The organism is Moorena producens 3L (genome assembly GCF_000211815.1).
In the GTDB taxonomy this organism is placed as follows: Bacteria; Cyanobacteriota; Cyanobacteriia; order Cyanobacteriales; family Coleofasciculaceae; genus Moorena; species Moorena producens.
This window is the reverse complement of record NZ_GL890930.1, coordinates 217,086-235,274: the sequence shown is the minus strand read 5'-3', so window position 1 is coordinate 235,274 and position 18,189 is coordinate 217,086. Positions and strand designations below refer to the sequence as shown.

At 42.9% G+C, this 18,189-nt stretch carries 16 protein-coding genes and 1 pseudogene; 9 read left to right on the top strand and 8 right to left on the bottom strand.

The window, feature by feature from the left end:
• Nucleotides 1-144: 144 nt before the first annotated feature.
• A complete protein-coding gene (locus tag LYNGBM3L_RS17615) occupies nt 145-375 on the bottom strand; it encodes a hypothetical protein (protein WP_008185999.1) in 231 nt (76 codons plus the stop codon).
• A 583-nt stretch (nt 376-958) separates the two neighbouring features.
• On the opposite strand from LYNGBM3L_RS17615, the gene LYNGBM3L_RS43800 reads away from it, so the two are divergent.
• The gene (locus LYNGBM3L_RS43800; protein WP_154659836.1) at nt 959-1,138 is read left to right on the top strand and encodes a hypothetical protein; all 180 of its coding nucleotides are present in this window, start codon (nt 959-961) and stop codon (nt 1,136-1,138) included.
• An 88-nt stretch (nt 1,139-1,226) separates the two neighbouring features.
• On the opposite strand, the gene LYNGBM3L_RS47540 is transcribed toward LYNGBM3L_RS43800, so the two are convergent.
• Nucleotides 1,227-2,219, bottom strand: coding sequence for a hypothetical protein (locus LYNGBM3L_RS47540; RefSeq protein ID WP_008185998.1), 993 nt, complete (start codon nt 2,217-2,219; stop codon nt 1,227-1,229).
• A 116-nt stretch (nt 2,220-2,335) separates the two neighbouring features.
• Here LYNGBM3L_RS47540 and LYNGBM3L_RS36700 point away from each other — a divergent pair, with 116 nt between their 5' ends.
• On the top strand, nt 2,336-2,500 hold the full coding sequence (locus LYNGBM3L_RS36700; RefSeq protein ID WP_008185997.1) for a ribbon-helix-helix domain-containing protein: 165 nt from the start codon (nt 2,336-2,338) through the stop codon (nt 2,498-2,500).
• A 334-nt stretch (nt 2,501-2,834) separates the two neighbouring features.
• On the opposite strand, the gene LYNGBM3L_RS17600 is transcribed toward LYNGBM3L_RS36700, so the two are convergent.
• The 3 genes from LYNGBM3L_RS17600 to LYNGBM3L_RS17590 form a co-directional block, all read right to left on the bottom strand.
• Nucleotides 2,835-3,491, bottom strand: coding sequence for a Uma2 family endonuclease (locus LYNGBM3L_RS17600; RefSeq protein WP_008185996.1), 657 nt, complete (start codon nt 3,489-3,491; stop codon nt 2,835-2,837).
• Between the two features lie 131 nt (nt 3,492-3,622).
• Entirely contained in the window at nt 3,623-3,844 is a 222-nt protein-coding gene (locus LYNGBM3L_RS17595; RefSeq protein ID WP_131827088.1) for a hypothetical protein, read from the bottom strand.
• 433 nt (nt 3,845-4,277) lie between these two features.
• Complete coding sequence (locus LYNGBM3L_RS17590; RefSeq protein ID WP_008185992.1) at nt 4,278-4,799, bottom strand: DUF29 family protein; 522 nt, start codon at nt 4,797-4,799, stop codon at nt 4,278-4,280.
• A 349-nt stretch (nt 4,800-5,148) separates the two neighbouring features.
• Here LYNGBM3L_RS17590 and LYNGBM3L_RS43795 point away from each other — a divergent pair, with 349 nt between their 5' ends.
• Nucleotides 5,149-5,319 carry a hypothetical protein gene (locus tag LYNGBM3L_RS43795; protein ID WP_008185988.1) on the top strand — a complete coding sequence of 57 codons (171 nt, stop codon included), beginning with the start codon at nt 5,149-5,151 and terminating at the stop codon, nt 5,317-5,319.
• A 43-nt stretch (nt 5,320-5,362) separates the two neighbouring features.
• Here the strand turns inward: LYNGBM3L_RS43795 and LYNGBM3L_RS17585 are convergent.
• Nucleotides 5,363-5,665: pseudogene (locus tag LYNGBM3L_RS17585) on the bottom strand (Uma2 family endonuclease); the annotation flags it as partial.
• A gap of 476 nt (nt 5,666-6,141) precedes the next feature.
• Between LYNGBM3L_RS17585 and LYNGBM3L_RS17580 the strand changes: the two are divergent.
• From LYNGBM3L_RS17580 to sir, 5 genes are all read left to right on the top strand, one after another.
• Nucleotides 6,142-6,750, top strand: coding sequence for a hypothetical protein (locus LYNGBM3L_RS17580; protein ID WP_008185981.1), 609 nt, complete (start codon nt 6,142-6,144; stop codon nt 6,748-6,750).
• A 218-nt stretch (nt 6,751-6,968) separates the two neighbouring features.
• A complete protein-coding gene (locus tag LYNGBM3L_RS41050) occupies nt 6,969-7,346 on the top strand; it encodes a hypothetical protein (protein ID WP_131827086.1) in 378 nt (125 codons plus the stop codon).
• A 193-nt stretch (nt 7,347-7,539) separates the two neighbouring features.
• A complete protein-coding gene (recJ, locus tag LYNGBM3L_RS17575) occupies nt 7,540-10,341 on the top strand; it encodes a single-stranded-DNA-specific exonuclease RecJ (protein WP_008185979.1) in 2,802 nt (933 codons plus the stop codon).
• 503 nt (nt 10,342-10,844) lie between these two features.
• Nucleotides 10,845-11,393 carry an outer membrane beta-barrel protein gene (locus LYNGBM3L_RS17565; protein WP_008185975.1) on the top strand — a complete coding sequence of 183 codons (549 nt, stop codon included), beginning with the start codon at nt 10,845-10,847 and terminating at the stop codon, nt 11,391-11,393.
• Nucleotides 11,394-11,760: 367 nt separating this feature from the next.
• Complete coding sequence (gene sir, locus LYNGBM3L_RS17560) at nt 11,761-13,713, top strand: sulfite reductase, ferredoxin dependent (RefSeq protein WP_008185973.1); 1,953 nt, start codon at nt 11,761-11,763, stop codon at nt 13,711-13,713.
• Nucleotides 13,714-14,080: 367 nt separating this feature from the next.
• Here sir and coaE read toward each other — a convergent pair whose 3' ends face one another.
• Nucleotides 14,081-14,734 carry a dephospho-CoA kinase gene (gene coaE / locus LYNGBM3L_RS17555; RefSeq protein WP_008185972.1) on the bottom strand — a complete coding sequence of 218 codons (654 nt, stop codon included), beginning with the start codon at nt 14,732-14,734 and terminating at the stop codon, nt 14,081-14,083.
• A 336-nt stretch (nt 14,735-15,070) separates the two neighbouring features.
• Nucleotides 15,071-16,051, bottom strand: a complete 981-nt coding sequence (locus LYNGBM3L_RS17550) for a transposase family protein (protein WP_008184631.1) — start codon at nt 16,049-16,051, stop codon at nt 15,071-15,073.
• A 250-nt stretch (nt 16,052-16,301) separates the two neighbouring features.
• Between LYNGBM3L_RS17550 and LYNGBM3L_RS17545 the strand changes: the two genes are divergently transcribed.
• Nucleotides 16,302-16,763 carry a DM13 domain-containing protein gene (locus LYNGBM3L_RS17545; protein WP_008185966.1) on the top strand — a complete coding sequence of 154 codons (462 nt, stop codon included), beginning with the start codon at nt 16,302-16,304 and terminating at the stop codon, nt 16,761-16,763.
• Nucleotides 16,764-18,189: the final 1,426 nt, after the last annotated feature.

The window sequence follows — 18,189 nt, the reverse complement described above, 5'->3', positions numbered from 1 at the left end:
ACTACAGTTAAATCCTATTCCAAAAAAACCTGAGCTAGAGGTTAAGTTGATCACTAAAAGCTCCTACAAGGGATCCGACTGTATTCGTAAGCATATGCGCGTAGCGCTAATCGCTGTTCGCTGATAGCTTACCTGTATTGTTTATTATACTGTTAATTTAGCGCTTAGTGTATTAATTTCCTCTTGCTCCGGGTCTCGGTCAAAAATGAGTATATATTTCATGTCAGGCATCAGTCTGCGCAGAACTTGTAGATGAGCCTCAGCGTCAGTTCGGCGACGAAAGCGAGCGACAATAATTCGCTGCATTTTAGGAAGTGGCTTGATAATACACCATGGGCTTAGTCGATCGCGGTAGGTCATAACACCCTGCTCCATGATGTTTGATTTATTATTCTGATAAAACTGATAAATAGATTAAATCTTTTTGACTAATACCTACAGTTATAAAACTACAGTTATAGCCGTTAGATCCTTAAGCAGTTGAACGCTTCAAGACAGTGCTTTTAGCGCCTCTACTTTCTAGGGTGATCTGACCACGGTTAGATCACCTAAATAGTCTGCTTGCAGTTGATATGCTTGTATAGATGTCCAACCCTCCGAGGTGCAACTATTGGCCTTATAGCTCTCTAAACCTTGTCAAACATTATCCACTGTTTTATAATCAAATAAGTTAGTAACTTGTTTAACTTCGGAACACTACCGCCCAACGAAGAACTAAAAGCTAAAACAGCTGGTCGTAAGTTAAGCGACGTAAAATAATGGACTGAGTGAAGTTACAGTGCGGTTTGAGAGTAGGCAGCAGAGCCTCCATTAAGAAAATTAGCGCAATGCTTTTGGCATTGCTTTGTCGGCAACAACCATTAGTTTTAACTAATGCTATACCATCGTCCTATCTGCTTGTGAGTAGGTTTGTACAGGTTAAATGTTGCACCCTATCTATAAAAGCAGCTACAGTAGAATGCTGTGTTGCCAAATTGCCGATTTTAATAAAAAAACTTTTGTTATAGCAGTCGCCAGCGATGCAGCGCGGTCTTGGGGAGCCAGTGCGGTCTTGGGGGTTCCCCCCATGAGCAACTGGCGTGGTTTCCCCCACTCGCGCTTTGCATGGCTGACAGGGCAGTTAGGACATCGACATTAGTCTCACACCCTTTGTAAGCGCAAGAGTTTGACTTCTGACTTCTGACTTCTGACTTCTGACTTCTGCTATATCTGTTAGCCATTACCCATTACCCATCCCCAATTTGCTGTTGATGATCAGGACATAGCAAATTCCTAATTACCTGGGGAATCTCCTCAAAATGCTCCAAGAGAAAATCCATCAGGGCAAGATGGCGCAAATCAATTGGCTGGGGGCGGCGATAGTTGTGACCGCTGGAAAACCAGCGCTGAACGGTGGCAGTTGAGCGAGAGCAGATACTAGCGATTTGTTCGTAATTCACATCCCATTTATGATAGAATTGTCTAGGAGTCATACCCAGTTGGCAGTTGCTGTAGAGTTCAATTAGATCTTGCTCTCGTTGAGTTAGAGTCCGGGGAGGGGTTCTATATTGATCATCGAAACGGTATCTCCCAGAGGGAGTTCGTAGCACATTGGGGGATTTCAAATAATTTCTAGGGCCAAGAGCCTCAGTGCAAGTCCAAGAATAGGAATCTTGATAGTTGGTTGTTACCGTACGCTTAGGATGCCGAGGTTCAATGTCTTCTTCCCAAGCGGTGTCAGCAACGATCCAAGCTGCACTAGGGGAGTCTTTGTCAAGCCAGATCAGGTAGCAAATTGCCCATTGGCATTGATGCCTGGCGTAGGCGTAGAAGAATCCAATCACAACACCCCAGTCCATTTGACCGTTTAGAGGTCGCCACCTAATGGGTGAGCCTGTTTGATAACGGGGTGTTGCTTTAGGGTTCCAAGTAGCTGGGGGGTCTATTGATGGTGGCGCGATTTCTGTTTTAATGGGGTCAAACACTATATCTGATTCGACCTCGCGGATGGTATTTAAATAACTGGCTATCAGTTTTCCGGTCAGATTCTGAGTTAGGTGCTGGATGAGGACGGTAGCTAGAGTTTTTAGTTCTGGTTCTTCTATATCCATTGACTCTGCATTGAAGTCGGCATCGCCGTAGTGCTTCAAATGGGACAACAGTTGTGTGATGCCGAATTCGTCTAAGGCTTGCTGATAGGTAGGAGGCTGATCGCTTTTTTCTCTAACTGTTTCTACCATAGGAAACTTGCTGGTAATTACATCAATATTATACTTTTATGTATCAAAAAATACATTTTAAGTACAAATCAGGTAAATTTTGACATCAAATAACAGTTGAACTTATAATAGAGATTATGAGCAAACGTATACAAGTAACCTTACCAGACCGGATTGCAGACGATTTACAGCGATGGGCTGATTACGATGGACGCCCTCTATCGAACCTTGCTGCTTACCTTCTAGAACGTGCTGTTACCGAGGCAAAGAAAGAAGATGTTGAATGGGACAAAGAGTCTTGATCTCCACCAACGGTTGATTACGCCATGAGCCAGAGCGCGCTAATCGTGCTTTATCTTAATAACTAGTATGGCTCTTGTAATCTAAGCTAGAAATATCAGCTTGTAGGGTGGGCAAAAACAGTTTGTTTTTTTGAGTATTCTAGATTAGATTACTTGGCCCACCCTACTTTAATGGGGATTTTTTTTAGACGCAAGTCCCTAATCTAAGCTAGAAATCTCAGTCTGTATAAATTCCAGGATAAGTTTAGGTTGCAACGCCTTAATAATCCTCATTAAGGCGTTGCTGAATACTCTATTCAGCAATGCCTTAAAAGCAAATACTTAAGCCGCAACGTTAATCTTCTGGTAGATTTTCCCTCACCCATTTACGCCAAGCTAAAATCATGGTAGTGTCATCCTGGGTTTCTGCCTGCTGCAAAAACTGATTGATAATCTCTACAGAGAGAATCTCAAAGGTGAAATTGTCCTGACAACGAACATATTCTCCATTTTGCAGCCGGTAAATTTCTACAGTTTGTCCTATATAACGCCAAACTTCAGGCACTCCTATCTGCTTGTAAATCCCAAATCGCCGACTGGATGAACTGGTAATATCGACTTCAATCACCAAGTCTGGTGGAGGATCATTGGCTAAATCTACTGTCCTGCCTTGAATACAGTCAACATTGCCGATGTAGTAGCAAGAGTCAGGTTCTGCACCATGCTCTAAATCCTCCCGATTCAGGGTTGTAGAAGCAAACCCTTTGACCCGAAGATTAAGTTCTTCGGTTAAGGTATTCACCATCCGTTCTAGCAGCTGCTTGTATGTCTCATGGCGATCTGAGGGCATCGTGATTTCTAGCATTCCTTGAGCATAGGCAAGACGCGAGGCTCGATGATCTCCTAAGTCTGCCAATAGCGCCTTGTACGTCTGCCAACTGACGTTTTGTAAGACAATTCTCTGGGTAGTTTTGACAGGTGAATCCTCATCTGAACTAAAAGTACTGGCCATTGATGCAGTGATTGTTGTGAAAATGCGATTGGCCGTAGGCCACGCGGGGCGCGTTCGCACAAATCCTTAACAGCAATGCAGCGCCGACCTGTAGGGGTTTCTCCGATTCGCGACTGCATTAAGACAGCAACTTAATCCAATTGGTCTAGATTAATACCTAACTCACGCAGTCGCGCCGCCAAACGTTCTGCTCGTTGCTTAGCTTGTGCCAACTCCTCGCTTGCTAGAGGAATCAAATTCCCCTTAAGGGTTATCCAGCGTAACCATAATCGAGGGATATCGCGAAAACTGCCACGCCACAAACCTAAACTTAATCCCAACTCCGGCATCAGTAACCTGCCCTGATTTAGCACTGCGGGTTTGTAGTGATCACCAACCAGATCAAACCCTTGTAACTTGTTGGTGTAGCGATGCAGAGGTGCGACCCGTGGCGAATTAAATTACGGGTCAAGGGCACCTAAGCGGTCTTGGGGAGGCAGCGCGGTCTTGGGGAGGCAGCGCCTTCATGCGGGGGTTTCCCCCATGAGCGACTGCCGTGGTCCCCCCCGGAGACGAAACCTTAGACAGGGGAGCCTTTATGGTTGGTAGGTTATGCAAAAAAGGGTTAAAACTTATTGATTAAGGCTCCCCTGTCTTACGGTAACTTCAAACCATGAGCGACTGCCGTGGTTTCCACGGGGCTGAGAAGGTGCGGACGCAGGTTCCTCACACAGAACCAAAACCATGAGCGACTGCATCAAGAAAGGAAGGGAAGTCATAGGTATTGTCGATTGTGAATAACTCGATTTATCGTTGTATATCTTGGTTCCAATAAGAACCTCCTGGTAATTGAGTTAAATAGTCATTAATAAATAAAGGTAAATCCTTTTTTGAATGGAGGTATGTCAAAGCCAGCAAATCTTGAGTTGTTTGCCTGAGCTGAGCTCTATCTACTAGTTTTGAAAGTTGAGCTGGAGTATAGGCACCATTGAGAACCTCCACACTCGCCGTGGAAATTGCTGCCTCCAGTTCATTGTCAATCAATGACTGCCATTGATCAGCATTGATAGTATAGGATTTTTGGTTATCTTTGAGATTCAGTTTTTGGATTTCCCGAATGAAATCACGAATTGAAGCTGCCCAAGAATTTGCCAAACGCTCCTCTACTTGGTTTTTAATCAAGTTAATCAATGCCTTGTTTAAATAGGATTCAATCTGATGCAGAGTTGCGCGTTTAGTCATCTGTTCCAACTCATCTACAATTGCTAAGGCATCTGCGTAGCGTCCCTCTAGGATACTTATTCTGAGATCGATTAATTCTTGAGTCATACCCCAGTCCTCACAGATTTATGGTTCCCTTTAGCCTATCGAAGAAACTGCACAAGTCATCTGGCACGCATATTAACTGAATAAAGTCAATAGCACGGTGCTAGGAAAATAGCTTCGAGGGCAAAAAATAGTTAACGGATCTAAGAGGTTGTCTGAGAAGTCTCATTTGCTACATCCAAGCCCCCGTTGGTCCCCCAATTTTGGGGGACTTCTACCAGCAAATTGATTCTTGTTCCCCCCAGAATTGGGGGGCTAGGGGGGCAAAATTCAGTATCAAAAAACTTGGGAGATATCCTCTAAGCGATGGCAGTATCGGTTAGATGGGTAAAGTGTGGAAAGTGTATAAAACGTGGAAAGTGTGGAAAGTGTGGTAAAATGGGGAGGTGTGAAAAATGTGGAAACTGTGGAAAATGTGGAAAATGTGGGAAAATGGGGAGGTGTGGGAGGTGTGGGGAGATGGGGAGGTGTGGGAGGTGTGGGGAGATGGGGAGATGGGGATAATTTTCAGGGGCTTGTGTAATTAATCCTTGCATCGGCTTTTCCATTAGCCTTTTAGGTATTGGTCAATCCCAAATCCGATGCAAATCCAAGAAAAAACCTGGTAAAACCTCCTGACCAGACAACTCAACAGGATTATCTAATATTTCTACTGTTAAACCCCGTCGATAAACTTCAACTTGGCGTTGTTGGGGATTGATTAACCAGCCTAAATTAGCACCATTTTCGATATACTCAACCATCTTATCTTGCCAAGATTTAAGAGTATCTGAACTAGATCGTAACTCCACTACAAAATCAGGACAAATATTGGGAAAAGTTACTAGCTGTTCATCTGTTAATGTTTGCCAACGTTCTTGACTGATCCAGATTGACGAAAATCTTAACAAGATTATGCTTGATAAAATTCCTAGCAATACAGGTACAGTACGGCAGCAAATCAAATATATACTGATTGGTTCTGCGAGCGCAGTTCCGGTGATAATTTACACACTTTATTCCCTGGGTTACGGGTCGCTGAATGAATGGAGTACACCCCAACCTACTGGAAATTGTGGTGAGGTGATCAGTATGTTGATTCGATATCTGCTACTCGATTAAGATAGCAATTTGCCAGGGATTGAATCCTTGGCTAGAATGGGGGATAATCAGTAAAGTGTAATATTTCTGTGTCCACCACTGGTGGATGTAGATACAGCTAAGCTGTACTGGTGGAATTTTTGTTAATTTATTCGGTCAATGATTGGGGTTAACCAAGACTTGACCGATTTTTTATGAAGGATGAAGGATGAATTTATATTTCCTTGATTTAGAATGGCTATAGGAGACATGATAAATAAAGATCATGGCATATAGTGATTTTACAACCATCTACAAAGTCGAAACGACGTTTAATCTCATTGTTGATGAGGGGAATACTATATTTAATGATATTGCTCCTATCGAGCCCAGTGATCACTTGAAAACGACGCTTAAAGAAAATTTGCCGATCACGAATGCTATAAATACCGAAAAAGCTCGTTCTGAGTTAGTTATTGCTCCGGTTTTACTGGAAGTGCGCCGTCTGCTTGATTTCAAAATCGGTTTTTTTTCTGGCACTGAGTTTAATGTCGATAAAGGAAGTGGATTAAATGGATACTGTGATTATCTTCTTACTGCTTCTAAGGAAATGTATGAAATTCGGACACCAGTTGTCACTCTAGTAGAGGCAAAAAATGAAAATATTAAGGGGGGATTAGGACAGTGCATTGCGGAAATGGTAGCGGCTCAGAGATTTAATCAACAACAGGATCAGGATATTGATGCTATCTATGGAGCTGTGACTACTGGGACGAATTGGAAGTTTCTCAAGTTGGTGAATCAATTGGTGTTTATTGATTTGGATGACTATTATATTAAGGAAATTGATCTGATACTGGGCATATTGGCACATCCTTTTAAGGAGTATCTATAGGATTTTTATAAGAGATGTAAACATAGTCGCGCTTGGGAAAGGCAAGAGGCAAGAAAGTAGCCACTGCATCAAGACATATAGGTATTTTTGGTAATGGAAAGAACTGTCATCGTGTGGAGAAACTATTGTGTTGGTGAGACTGATGGGTTACTCGGCTCTGTTGAGGATTCGCAATAGCTTGCTCTTGGGGTGGAGAAACTATTGTGCTGGTGAGACCGATGGGTTACTCGGCTCTGTTGAGGATTCGCAATAGCTTGCTGTTGGGACAGACAAAACCGACAAAAAAGACTTTTGAGGTGTCAAAAAATCATTTTTGTGGTATACTACACTTCATTGACCATCGTCCTGGACAGACGATGGGGGATTTTTGTTTGGGTAGAAAGTTCTTCTTACCCCATGATTTTTCTTCCTTTATGTGTTGCTTGGGCAGAAGATTTTTCTTCTCCCAGGTTTTTTTATATCTTCTTCACCATTCTTCTACTACCTCAGTTCGATGTCAGAAGTTGGCTGTTTTTTTGAGGAAACAGGAGACAGGAGACTCAATTACAGCAAGTGATCAGAAGACTCCAGAATTTATGGTGATAATCCAGAATTAACCGCAATTGCTGATCAAACTCTGATTAATGACTAATTAACTGGGAAATAATTTATTCTGATTCCTGAGTTCTAGATCAAGTTGGTTATGGGTCGCTCTGATTAAGTTAGTATTCTTGTACTAACTCGACTAACTATAAGCGATCGCAAATCAGCTTCATGTCCGAATCCATGTCAGAATCCATGTCCCAATCCATGTCCCAATCCCAATGGCAAGTCCTAGCGCCACCGGAAATTCCTCAGTGGTTCATCGAAGCTGTCAAATCCCATACTAAGGGCTATTCGGGAGATTATGCTGCTCAACTGCTGTGGCAACGGGGAATACGAGAGGAGAGACAACTAGCTGGTTTCCTCAACCCAGATTTGTATCAACCTACCAGCCCTTTTGATTTTGGACAGGAAATGAAATGGGCAGTAAAACGCCTACTCCAAGCCCGTGAGGCTGGGGCAAAGGTTGCCATATGGGGGGACTTTGATGCTGATGGAATCACGGCTACTAGTGTCCTATGGGAAGGACTGGGACAATTTTTCTGGCAGCACCAACAGCTAAGTTACTACATTCCCAATCGCCTGACGGAATCCCATGGTTTGAATTGTCCAGGAATTGACCAACTGAACGCTTCTGGGGTGAAACTTATCGTTACCTGCGATACTGGCAGCACGAATCTGAGGGAAATTGATTATGCTCACCAGTTGGGAATGGATGTGATTATCACTGACCACCATACTCTACCAGATGACCGTCCGCCAGTAGTTTCTATGATCAATTCTCGCTATTTTGCTGAAACTCACCCTTTATTTCATTTGTCTGGGGTGGCGGTGGCGTATAAGTTAGTGGAAGCGATGTATCAGGTTTTACCTAATATTCCCCAACAACGGTTAGAGGGGTTGCTGGATTTGGTGGCAATTGGTCTAATTGCGGATTTAGTGGAATTATCTGGAGATTGTCGTTACCTGGCACAACGGGGAATTGAACAACTGAAGCAGCAACTGAAAACTCGCTCTCGTCCTGGTATAGCGCGATTGTTACAGTTGTGTAAACGCAGTGGCGATCGCCCGACGGATATTTCTTTTGGACTTGGCCCGAGAATTAATGCTGTAAGTCGGATTCAAGGGGATGCTTCATTTTGTGTTGAGTTACTGACTAGTAAGGATGAGAAACGTTGTGAGCAACTGGCTTTAGAGACGGAACTAGCTAATACCCGCCGTATGTCTTTACAAAAAGATATTACTAAGCAAGTTAAGGATAAACTTGCCCAACTTGATCTGTCTACTACTAATGTGATTGTCCTAGAAGATCCCCAATGGCCAGTTGGTGTTTTAGGCTTAGTGGCAGGTCAAATTGCTCAGGAATATGGACGCCCGACGATTTTGTTAAGTACAGTTTTATTAAGTACTGAAAGTAGCGATAGAGAAAGCAAACTGGTAGAAGCAGGTTTAGAGGATAAACACTCCTATAGTATAGCACGGGGTTCGGCTCGTTCTGTTAATAATATTGATCTTTATGAATTAGTCAATTCCCAAGCTCATTTGTTGCATCGCTTCGGAGGTCATCCTTTTGCGGCTGGGTTGAGTTTGCCAGTGGATAATATTCCTTTATTTAGGGAAGCGATTAACCAGCAGTTGGCACAAAAACTAGGGACGACGGGTGCTTTGATGATGCCAGCCATGGAAGCGGATTTGGTGGTTAAGGTTGCTGAGTTGGGGAAAGCACTATTTGATGAATTGAAACATCTGGAACCTTGTGGGATGGGTAATCCTGTGCCAAAATTGCTGATTAAAAACTGTTGGTTTGAACAGGTTTTGAATCGTAACTCTAAGGATTTGAGAGGGCGAAAAGTACAGTATATCAAAACTAAATTTGAAATTTGGGATGACTCTACGAGTATGGGTTTTCCTGGAATTTGGTGGGGACATTATCAGGATGAAGTCCCTAAAGTTAGATGTAATGCTGTTGTGGAATTAGACTATAATAATTATGAAAAACGTCCAGAAGTGCGCCTCGTTGCTGTGCAACCTTGCCAAGAAAATGATTTTTTCCAATCTTGTTTCCAGGTCTCTAATCAGCTGGATTGGATTTTAGATTGGCGGGGACAAGAGTTAGAGGTTGGCCGGTTGAAGGGTGTTGGCTCTCAAGAGTTACATGTTGGCAAGTTGAAGGTTGAATGTTCTCAAGAGTTACATGTTGGCAGGTTGAAGGTTGTTCGCGAACAACCTACTAACCTTCAACCTCCTAACCTTCAACCTACTAACCTTCAACCTCCTAACCTTCAACCTACTAACCTTCAACCTGATAACTTTCAACCTCCTAACCTTCAACCTCCTAACCTTCAACCTCCTAACCTTCAACCTGATAACTTTCAACCTCCTAACCTTCAACCTCCTAACCTTCAACCTGATAACTTTCAACCTGATAACCTTCAACCTCCTAACCTTCAACCTCCTAACCTTCAACCTCCTAACCGGCAAGGTTTAAGTCCTCTAATGGTTTATGAGTGTCCGACGAGTTGGGATGAGTTACAAGTATGGTGTAGGAGAGCGATACAGGCAGAACGACAATTAGCGATCGCATATCCACGGCCTCAACAACTATCTGCCCAAGACACCTGGAAAAAGTTGCTAGGAATTGCTAAGTTCCTAAGTCGCACCGGTCAATGGGCTACTTTGGTGCAATTGCAGGAGAAGTTGGATTTAAGCGATCGCACTGTTGAGTTAGGACTGAATGCTCTATCAGTGATTGGTTTTGAGGTTTCTTACCAGGACTCGGGGGTACAAATAAGCTGCCATCCAAAAGAGTGGTCTTCCGATTGGCCGTTGGCCACGCTACGCGAGCGGACGAATGTTGCTGGGAATGATGCGATTGCGCTACGCGCACGCTGCGCGAACGCAATATTTTTTGCTGCCATTGAGGAAGAACAGTTCCGACGTCAATATTTTTACCAGGTGCCTCTGTCTACCATTGCCGGATATAGCATGGTTGGTATCAAACAAGATTAGACGTAAGCATTCAGCAATCAGCAATCAGCAGTCAGCAGTCAGCCTTGGCCTTTGGCCACGCTACGGGAATGGCCACGCTATGGGAATGGCTGATCGCTGATCCCTGATCCCTGAGGGCTGATCGCTGATCGCTGATCCCTGATCGCTGATCCCTGATCCCTGATCCCTGAGGGCTGATCCCTGAGGGCTGATCGCTGATCGCTGATAACTGATAGCTGATAGCTAAATGCTTACAATCTGTGACACCTGCTAAACAGTCCACTAAGAAAACACAGACATTCAATTAATTGATACAACCGACTCTCTTTTAAAGAGTATCAACTAATTAAGCCGTCTAAAACTAAGCCAAATTTTTTATAGTTATATCCGGATTAGCCAGATTCAAGTCATCTCAAGGCTTTCAAGTATTTAGATTTTTTTTTAGAACCTGAGGAACCTTTTGTTTATTCCCAACGACTTGTAGAGAAAGGAACAAAAAATTAACGAATTTGAGGAAATAAACAATGCAAGGTTTACTGAAATCTATTTTCACCATTTCTACTTTGGCCGCTACAACAATTGCTCCCGTTTTACTAGGAAATAGTATGGCTTCAGCTAATCCAGGAGCAGATGATCTCAGCGTCAAAGGTACAGATGCTAGCTACATTGGCGTTGGTCTGGCCGCCGGTGTAACTAGTGATGGACAAGGGAATGACCAAAATATTGGTGGTAATATTACAACTCGTCTGACAACTTCAAAGCTTCCCGTTTCTCTACGTGGTGATGTTATTTTCAATGATGATAATACCGCGATTATTCCTAGTGTTTCTTTTGACCTAGGCGTAGCCAAAAATACTAATGTTTTTGCTAGTGTTGGTTACTCTTTTGTGGAAGATGACGGAGACAATACACCCATAGGTAATCAAGATGCTTGGGTGCTTGGCTTGGGTGCTGAAAGCCAAATTGCTAAGGATGTTTTGGTTTACGGTAATACTAAGGTAGGTCTTAACGCTTACGAAAATAGTTCAGGTGAGTCTGTCAGTGTTCAATTGGGTGCAGGCTATCGTTTCTAAACTTAGTATGTCCATTGTCAAAGGGAAAGGATGAAGGATGAAGGATGAAGGATGAAGGATGAAGGATGAAGGATGAAGTATAAAGGATGAAGTATAAAGTGTCAAATACTTCAACTGAGGTGACAACAATCCTCTTGTGCATCTACTCGCTTGAGCGAATCTACTCGCTTCAACCTTCCTTCAACTCTTCCCTTTCCTCTTTCCCGGTATCTGCTTCAATCACACTGAGTGGGTTTAGATAAATTTTAGGATTTATAAAGTTATCGATCCAATGGGCAACGGTAGTATTAGGATCTAATCATTAACCGTAATCCCGAGCGATTTATCGGGAATTATACTTATTCATCTTTTTAGATCCGTCGAACCAATGGTTGTATCTCAGACTCCTAAAGCCCGCAAACCCTCTAAGATTGAAGGAATTAAAGAACGCAGTAACTTCTTGCGTGAGCCGGTGGCAACTGAATTGCTACAGGATACTACTCATTTTACAGAAGACGCTATTCAAGTTCTTAAGTTTCACGGGTCTTACCAGCAAGACAACCGAGATAACCGGGTCAAGGGTCAGGAAAAAGACTATCAGTTCATGCTGCGCACTCGAAATCCTGGAGGATTTATTCCACCAGAGCTTTATCTGACTCTAGAGCAGTTGTCAGAAGAGTATGGTAACCATACCCTACGAGTAACTACCCGTCAGGGTTTTCAGATTCATGGCATTCTCAAAAAGAATTTGAAAGCGACAATTGCGGCAATTGTCCGCAATATGGGGTCAACCTTGGGTGCTTGTGGAGACCTCAACCGCAATGTTATGGCTGCACCAGCACCATATAAAAATCGACCAGAGTATCAGTATGCTTGGGAGTATGCTGATCGGATTGCTGACTTACTTACCCCTCAAACCGGTGCCTATTACGAGATTTGGCTGGATGGGGAAAAGGTAATTAGTGCTGAGGAAGCTCCGGAGGTGAAAGCAGCACGGCAGCGCAATGGTAATGGTACTATTTTCCAGGACAAAGAGGAACCAATCTACGGGGAACACTATATGCCCCGGAAGTTTAAGTGTTCCGTAACGGTTCCCGGGGATAACTCGATTGATATCTATACCCAAGATGTGGGGTTGGTGGTAATTACCAACGACCAGGGAGAACTGGAGGGATTTAATGTTCTGGCTGGTGGGGGTATGGGTCGTACCCACAATAAGGAAGAAACCTTTGCTCGTCTAGCTGACCACATCTGCTATGTGGAGAAAGAGGATATCTACGACTTGGTTAAGGCAATTGTGGCAACTCAACGGGATTATGGCGATCGCGTAAACCGCCGTCATGCCAGAATGAAGTACCTAATCAATGATTGGGGTGTCGAGAGGTTTCGGGAAAAAGTAGAAAGCTACTTCGGTAAAACCCTGGCACCGTTTAAGCCCTTACCCCCATTTAAGTACGAAGATTATTTGGGTTGGAACGAACAAGGAGACGGAAAGCTATTCCTGGGGATATCGATTGAGAATGGTCGGGTCAAAGATGAAGGGGATTTCCGACTCAAAACAGCTCTGCGGGAAATTACTGAGAAATTTGCCCTACCGATGCGGCTGACTGCTAACCACAATATAATTCTCTATGAGATTGACCCCACCCACCAGCAAACCCTGAATCAGATTCTCGAACAGCACGGTATTCAAGTTACTCCAGAAGGAATTGAACCGTTAGTGCGCTACTCCATGGCTTGTCCAGCTTTACCTACTTGTGGTTTAGCGATTACCGAATCAGAACGGGCGCTCCCTGGCATGGTTGAGCGGATTCGGTTACTGCTGGACAAATTGGGGTTAGAGAAGGAATATTTTGTGATCCGAATGACCGGTTGTCCCAATGGCTGTGCTAGACCGTATATCGCAGAGTTGGGATTTGTCGGTAGTGCACCAAAGGCTTATCAAGTGTGGCTGGGAGCTTCACCAGATCAAACTCGGTTATCACGAGCCTATGTCCAGAAAATGCCAGAAAGTGAGCTGGAATCTTTCTTTGAACCAATTTTTGTGCAGTTTCGGCAAGAGCGCAAACCAGAAGAGAGTTTTGGGGATTTTTGCGATCGCATTGGCTTTGATGCCCTTCGGGAATTTTCTGCTAACTATGAGCTAGGTAGCGGTATAGTTAATCCAGATGCCAAGCTAGCAAGTAAGAAATCCTCAGCTAAGAAATCTTCTACTGCTAAAAATCGCCGTCGAATTAGCATTCCCGAAGAAGTCCATGCTCGTCTTAAGGAAGCTGCTGCTAACCAAGGGAAAAGTATGACGGAGTTGGCAGCAGAGGCTCTGAAAGCTTATTTGCCATAACTAGGTTAGCAGGTTTAAGGCTGTCTGTCAGAATGTAGAATGCATAATTTAGAATGTAGAATGTAGAATGTAGAATGCATAATTTAGAATGTAGAATGTAGAATGCAGAATGCAGAATGTAGAATGCAGAATGTAGAATGTAGAATGTAGAATGTAAGCAGGTACACAAAATTAATTACACATTTCAAAAAACTCAAAGGCTTACAATGTAAGGGTTACAGAGATGGCGAGTAGGTAATTAATCCTGCGATCGGTGCTTATAATTCTAAATTCTAAATTCTAAATTCTAAATTCTAAATTCTAAATTCTAAATTCTAAATTCTAAATTCTGAATTCTAATAAATTCTAAATTCTAAATTCTAAATAGTTAGGGATGATATGAATTGGTAGCAAGAGCAGTAGATACTTGTTGGATTAGAGCTTCTTGGGTAGAGGAGTTATCTAAAACTAGATCAGCAAGTTCTATTTTTTGCTGGAGGGGGAGTTGGCTGTTGATCCGGGCTTGAGCTTGTTCTTTAGAGATGCGATCGCGTTTCTGGATCCGTCTGAGCTGTTGTTCTGGTGAGCAGCTGACTACCCAGATTTCTGTCACTAAGTCTGTCATCTTAGCTTCAAATAGTAGAGGGATGACTAATATCACTGTCGGAGCAACTAGCGATGCAGCGCGGTCTTGGGGGTTTCCCCCACTCGCTATTGCATCAAGAAAGGTATCGAGTTCAGATCGGAAGCGATCGCGTACATAAGGATGGATTTGTTGCTCTAACCACTGTCGCTCAGTTGGGTTACTAAAAATTATCTCTCCTAAGCGTTTACGGTTCAGGGTACTGTCACTGTGCTGCACTTGTAAACCGTAGCGCTGATAAATCTGTTTCAGGATTGGTGAATCTGGTTGTACTGCTTCTCTGGCATAGATATCCGCATCTAAAATTGGTAGCCTGTAGGTATCAGCCAGGTAATTCGATACGGTGGTTTTTCCCGTAGCGATACCACCGGTTAGACCAATGATGCGTTTTTGATTCATGGGCGTTAAGTGTAGAATCAGTGGTTAGATCAGGGATGCGATCGCACCTGTTGGTCACAAATCCGTGCTACCAGGTGGTGGGTTACCACCCAATTCCCTTCCCCTAACTTACCCTAAAGTAGCTGAGGGCTGATATCAGATCAGGATGATTACCCTTAATCAAAATCTCCCCCATCTCCCACACTCCCCGCGCCCGGGCCCCACACTCCCCACACTTCCCGCGCCCGGGCCCCTAGATTATAGACCTCTCCAAAAACTTGAAACTTTCTCAGGCACTGCTTTTCAGCGATCAAATTGACCAAGTCAATTTTACGTTGAATTAACGCTATAATAAGCTTAAGAAGCTATTGATGTTAATTTAGCACTAAAACTATGAGCATAGACAACCTCAATTGTTTCAGCAATTTCCGAGGCTTTTGTTACTTGTAATACTAAGGCTCCTGTTCTCAATCTTACCAAACCACATATTGTCAAAATCACCCCAGAATATTTATTATAATTTAGGCGAAACCTTTCTCCCGCTATTTTAAAAATTTTTACCAACCTAATCACATGTTCTACAAATATTCTGTTTGAAGATAATAGCTTGTTATATTTCTTTTGCTGTGAGGTTAACTCACCATTTCTTGGCTTTTTATGGGGAGTTCTTATTTGTTCTTCTCCTAGATAAGCTTTGTCCCCACTCAGTCGTTGTTTATCATCAAATTTTTTTAAACTTTCCCGACAAATATTTATGTCACTTTTGGGGCCTGGTTTACCGACCACTACATCCACTATATCTTCCCCTTTTGGCAAAACAATAAATTGATTTTTAAATGTATGGTTTTTCTTCTTGCCAGAATAGAATAATTTTTGTTGATTATAGTCTGAAGGTCTTTCTCTGACTTGTTCTGCGCTATCTACTATTAACTCATACTCAGTTAAGGCTTCTTGAATTATATCCTCGGATTCTTCGTACTTTTTTACTTGTTCTAACAAAGAAGCTGGTAGAGCTTCCCTGAAAATAGATTGCCAGTAGTTAAAAGTAGAGTTTGCTTTAGATTCACTCACCTGGAACTGTAGTCCGAGAAGTTGAAAGTTTATGTGATGTCGTAAGTAAATTAATGTCAAGACTATTTGGTCTTCAATTGATAATTTTTGTCCAGCACCTCCCCCAGGCTTTATTAGCCGGACTTTTTGATTTTCAATTTTTTCTTGATGTTGACGATGTAATAACTTAGCTTGTTCTATCAGTTGAGAGAGTTGCTCATAATTTATTCCTAGCAATCTTTTTGTTTGTTTAGGATTTTTTTGGATGTAGTTCCAAGTGTAGCTCATGGTTTTTGAGGTTGATAAAAGTGATTAATTTTATCTTATTTTACCATAAGTTTGTTTTTTGGAGAGGTCTTATGGGTATTCAACCGGACTTGATATGAGTGGGTCAGTTTTGAGTGGTTCAGTTTTCTTGTCTAAATCTCATCTAACTTTCATTTATTAGTTAGGGCGATTTCAGGATGGTAGTTCATTATAATAATTAAGCAACTAAAACAATGATTCAATTCATTTTTTATTACTAGGAGGAAGTGTTATGAAACGTCTAATTGTTGGTGGTTTATCCGTATTGTTAATGGCAGCAGCAACTCCGGCTGTGCAAGCAGAAACAACTGTTGTTAAACACAACTCTTTAAACAATGCTCTGCTCAGTCAACGAATAGCCTCTACTATCGCCACAGGAAGCTTTATCACCGTTGATAGAGGGCATCGCACTCAAGGAAATGCCAAGATTGTCAATGAAAATGGTAAACGCTATCTAGAATTCGATCAATCCTTTAAAACTGGTAGTGGCCCCGATGTGAATGTAGTCCTGTATCGGAACAGCAGTGTACCTCGTAAAATTCAACCACGAGACTATGTAACCCTTGCCCGACTCAAGCAATTCAGTGGTGCTCAACGCTATGCTATTCCTGACGACTGGAATCTTGATGAATTTGGCTCTGTAGCAATTTGGTGTCGTCGGTTTAACATCACCTTTGGTTACGCTTCCCTATAAAAGAGGTACTTTCGTCCTGGGTTAATGGGAGTAGGGAGTCGGGAGTCGGGATGCAGTACGGTCAAAGGGAGCTAGTTGCTCATCGCTTCATCCGTTCCGTCGCAAGGTAGCCAGCTCCTGATCTTCCCCTACACCCTACACCCGGTCACCCCACGCCCAGCAAGGCTTTTAAGGCTGTTTGTCACCCCGTCAGGAACAATGTAGGCTTGAACCTCCCCATCCGTCGCAGGAATGGGGTATCCTTTGCACAACCACCGTTGGTTGTTATCGACCTGGGCGTAACTTTCCCGCGCACCGTTCCCGTAGCGTGGCCTATGGCCAGGGTACCTGAGTAGGGTCAATACCCAGTTTTTTTTGAGACCCTTACTTTTTATATTAACACTATTTGAGAGGGAAAATTCATCCCCAGAGACGAAACCTGATGGTGAGGGTCGCCTTTATGGTTAAAGATGAAACGTAAGTATTCAGCCGTCAGCCGTCAGCCGTCAGCTAATCAATGGGAGGTAAGCACCGATCGCAGAATTAATTACCTACTCGCCATCTCTGTAACCCTTACATTGTAAGGCTTTGAGTTTTGTAAAATGTGTAATCAATTTTGTGTACCTGCTTAGTAAATAAGCTGGGGGGTGCTGGTACGGCTGGTTGAAAATCCCTGCTGGTTTTACTAATCCGACCCCGTGCAGTTCTCGTGCCTGATCGCTGATCGCTGATCGCTGATCGCTGAATACTTACGATGAAACCTTAGAGGTTGTCTGAGAAGTCTCATTTGCTACATCCAAGCCCCCTAAATCCCCCAATTTTGGGGGACTTTTAGAAGCAAATTGACTCTTGTTCCCCCCAAAGTTGGGGGGCTAGGGGGGCAAAATTCAGTATCAAAAAACTTTTCAGATATCCTCTTAGACAGGGGAGCCTTTCTGGTCGGCAGGTTATGAATAAAAAGGTTAAAAATTTTGTAATAAGGCTCCCCTGTCTTACGGTATAGCAGAAGTCAGAAGTCAGAAGTCAGAAGTCAGAAGTAAAACTATTGCTATACTTAGCTTTGAGACTTTTGTCATGTCCTAACTGCCCTGGCGACTGCTATAACTCCCAAGGCAGGCTATGCAAAAAAAGGTTAAAACTTATTGATTAAGGCGACCCTCTCCTTACGGTAACTTCAAGACCTAAGAGGACGGGGTATTCTTTTCCCTCTCAAACTCTCCCACTCTGATAATTACCGGGATATTGTTGGGCATAATCTTCGAGTTTCTTGACTAAGGTATCAAATTCTTCGTTTGTCATGGGTTAATCTCCTATTGACTAAGTCTGTTTGACCCAGTGTCTAGTTATAGTTAGCCCAAGTTGGTAGTCTTCTTGATCAAGAAAACGCCTTTTTGAGAATTAAATTTATTTGACAATTTAATTATTTCCCCAATTTCCCCGCAAAGAT